The following is a 3,787-nucleotide window of genomic DNA, read 5'->3' as shown; positions in this document are numbered from 1 at the left end:
GTATTTGTGGGGGAATGCATAAAGATACGAAAATCCCAACTGATTGACAAACAATTAGTTGGGATTGATTTTTACGTTAGAGAATAAGCCTGCAAAACGAAGTAGGGTATCGGCAGAAGCCTTTTTCAGCAAATAATAGACAAAGTAACTCTTTCAATAAGCCGAAAACCCACACTCTCCCAACACCATTTTTGCCGACCCCGTCCGCAACCATTCATAAAGCTTGTAAGCCATTGAATTGCGATCCAGGTCGGAGCGGATTACTGCGTAAACCTCCGTTATGAAAGGATAAGTCCGGTTGTCGATAGTTGTTTTATCGGGGAAGATACCGTCGATGGCAATCTTGGCGGCGATGCCCTCAGGGATTTGCGCGAGCACATCCTTGTAATTATTGAACGTATAACAAATGCCGTTTACCGACGTTTGGATTTCCGGAAAAACCGCTCCCATACCCTGTACCTGGTCTGATTCCGGAAAATCGGCAGGCTCCAAACCTCCCATCACCAATGCTCGCAGAGTCTCCTCACTGCCTGAGTTGCGCGGGCGTGTAAAGACCTTCATCTCCGAATCGGTGCCGCCAACCTGCGACCAGTTAGTAATCTGTTTCGTGTAAATCTTGCGAATCTGCTCCGTGGTAAGCGACTTGACAGGATTGGCTTCGTTCACAATAAACACAAAAGCATCAAGGGCGATGGGTGTCTCTATCAGCGTCACGCCTTTCTCGTTGGCGTGCGCCTTTTCGGAAGGCGAGGGATGGCTCGATACGACTATGATGTCGGCATTACCGTCTATCAGGTTCGTGAACGCACCGTGCGTCTGCGAATTTTTAACGCGCTCATTCAGAAAGTTCGAAAAGGCATGGCTCTCGTCCCAATTCTCGAATTGCTCATATACCGGTACGATACCGCGTTCCCCGCCTCCAATGGCTCTGCTCCACGTGTACTCTACTCCCAACAGTTTACAGGCAATCATCCGGTTCAGCGCCCACGTCGCAGTGGCGCCGTCTACCTTCGGATAGTTCTCCATCGAAATGTTGTCGATACTGGTAAAACCCTCTTCTTCCGGTGTTTCTTTTTGGCAGGATATGAAAACAGTCGTTGCTAACAGGGCGACGACGACAAGTCTAATTCTATTATTCATAATATGGTGATAAAGATTTATTCTGTCGCCAAAAGTACGAAATGTTTGTGGAACAGCCATGTGTATATCCGGCATTATTCATACTCTAACTCCTAAAGCATGAATTATACAGGTTAGGATAAATATAATTTTGATACACTTGCCTTGAAGCTCGAATTATGCAGGATATATTATTCCCCGAAATATAACGGGCTTTGCACACGAGAGTTGAGTACATATCTTAACATCACGCAAATAAATTTGCTTCTCTTTTCGGTTTGCACTACCTTTGCCCGACTTAAAAAGAAATGAATGATAGTTTGTATTGCCGAAAAGCCCTCTGTGGCGCGTGACATAGCCGATGTACTGGGAGCGAGAGACAGGAGAGACGGGTACATCGAAGGAAACGGATACCAGGTAACCTGGACTTTCGGGCACCTTTGCACACTGAAAGAACCGCACGAGTACACACCCACATGGAAATCGTGGAGCTTGGGAAGCCTCCCCATGATACCTCCACGCTTCGGGATAAAACTCATCAGCAACCCCACTTACGAAAAGCAATTCCGCACCATAGAAACCCTCATGCAGAAAGCCGACATGATTATAAACTGTGGTGATGCCGGGCAAGAAGGAGAACTGATTCAGCGTTGGGTGATGCAGAAAGCCGGCGTACGCTGTCCGGTGAAGCGGCTGTGGATTTCGTCGCTGACGGAAGAAGCTATCCGCGAAGGTTTTGCCAAACTGAAGGACGCTTCGGACTTTCAGCCTTTGTACGAAGCCGGACTGTCCCGCGCCATCGGCGACTGGCTGCTGGGAATGAACGCCACGCGCCTCTATACCATCAAGTACGGGCAGAACAGGCAGGTACTTTCCATCGGTCGCGTGCAGACGCCCACGCTGGCGCTCATCGTGAACCGCCAGTTGGAGATACAGAACTTCGTCCCCAAGCAATATTGGGAATTGAAGACCGTGTACAGAGATACCACCTTTGCCGCCATAATCAGGAAAAGCGAAGAAGAGCTTGTACTGGAAGCGGAAAAGAACAAGGAAGCCATCGCCGCCGGAAAGAAACCCAAAAAGGAAGAAGATAACCGGGGAATAGACCCTATCTCCAGCTGCGAACAGGGCACGGCATTGCTGGAACAAATCCGGAATTCGCCTTTCACTATCGCCGACGTTAGCCGGAAAGAAGGCAGGGAAGCCCCGCTGCGCTTGTTTGACTTGACTTCCTTGCAGGTGGAATGTAACAGGAAATTCGGTTATTCTGCGGACGATACGTTGAAGATTATCCAGTCGCTGTACGAGAAGAAAGTCGCCACCTATCCGCGTGTAGATACTACTTTCCTGAGTGATGATATCTATCCCAAATGTCCGGGCATCCTGAAAGGGCTGCGTGATTATGAGACGTTTACAAAGCCTTTGGAAGGAACCACTTTGTTGAAGTCGAAGAAAGTGTTCGATAACTCCAAGGTCACCGACCACCATGCCATTATCCCTACCGGGCAGCATCCGCAGAATCTCACGGATATGGAACGCAGCGTGTTCGACTTGATTGCGCGCCGGTTCATCGCAGTGTTCTATCCTGATTGCAAGTTTGCTACTACCACCGTGCTGGGTGTGGTGGAAGAAATTGAATTCAAGACTACCGGCAAGCAGATACTGGAACCGGGGTGGCGGGTTATTTTCGGAACTCCGGGAGTGCAGTTGCAGGAGGAGAAGGAAGAGAAAGCGGGCGATGAAGAGAATGTGTTGCCTGCATTTGTGAAAGGTGAAAGCGGTCCTCATGTGCCCGATTTGTACGAGAAGTGGACACAACCGCCCCGTCCTTATACCGAGGCTACGTTGTTGCGTGCGATGGAAACCGCCGGTAAGCTGGTGGATAATGATGAATTGCGGGATGCGCTGAAGGAGAATGGCATTGGGCGTCCGTCCACGCGTGCGGCGATTATCGAGACGTTGTTCAAGCGTAATTATATCCGTAAGGAAAAGAAGAATCTGATTGCTACGCCTACGGGTGTGGAGCTTATTCAGATAATTCATGAGGAACTCTTGAAATCTGCCGAACTGACGGGTATCTGGGAGAAGAAGCTGCGGGAGATTGAAAAGAGAACGTACAATGCTGCGCAGTTTCTGGAGGAGTTGAAGCAAATGGTGTCTGAAATCGTTATGAGTGTGCTCTCTGATACGGGTAGCCGGCGGATAACGATTGAAGAGTCTGCACGGAATATTTCTTCCAATGTAAAGGGTCAAACCGGAGGGGGTAAGGGGGAGGATGCGGCTAAGGCTAAGGCGCAAAGCAGGCCTCGTAAGAAGGCAGATGAAACGAAAGTTGCTGATGTTCCTCCGTCCGGTACGCCGATGCCGTCATCATCTGATGCACCGTCACGGTTTAATGTATCGTCTGATTTAAAGGCAGTCAATCCTCAATCGCAATCTGTTGAGGGGCAGGCTTGTCCTTTGTGCGGCAAGGGTATCGTTATTAAAGGTAAAACGGCTTATGGGTGCTCGGAGTGGAGGAATGGCTGCACGTTTCGTAAGGCTTTTGATTGAATAAAGGGGGTGCAGATGTACAGAGTTTTCTTTGCTGAACGCAGAGACACAGAGGTCTTTTCTTTATTCAAGTTTTGCATATTGATAATCAGTAGTATCTCTATTAGCTTCGCTG

The 3,787-nt window shown here is 48.9% G+C and carries 2 protein-coding genes; one reads left to right on the top strand and one right to left on the bottom strand.

Features of this window, described 5'->3' with window-relative positions:
• Window positions 1-153: 153 nt before the first annotated feature.
• Entirely contained in the window at window positions 154-1,140 is a 987-nt protein-coding gene (locus tag B2Z67_RS15580) for a substrate-binding domain-containing protein (RefSeq protein ID WP_291530761.1), read from the bottom strand.
• A gap of 291 nt (window positions 1,141-1,431) precedes the next feature.
• Between B2Z67_RS15580 and B2Z67_RS15575 the strand changes: the two genes are divergently transcribed.
• Entirely contained in the window at window positions 1,432-3,672 is a 2,241-nt protein-coding gene (locus B2Z67_RS15575) for a DNA topoisomerase 3 (RefSeq protein ID WP_291530760.1), read from the top strand.
• The last annotated feature ends 115 nt before the right edge of the window (window positions 3,673-3,787 follow it).

Origin of the sequence: Bacteroides sp. UBA939 (genome assembly GCF_002293435.1) — a bacterium.
GTDB lineage: Bacteria > Bacteroidota > Bacteroidia > Bacteroidales > Bacteroidaceae > Bacteroides.
The sequence above is the reverse complement of the archived record's forward strand: the minus strand, read 5'-3'. Positions and strand labels throughout refer to the sequence as shown.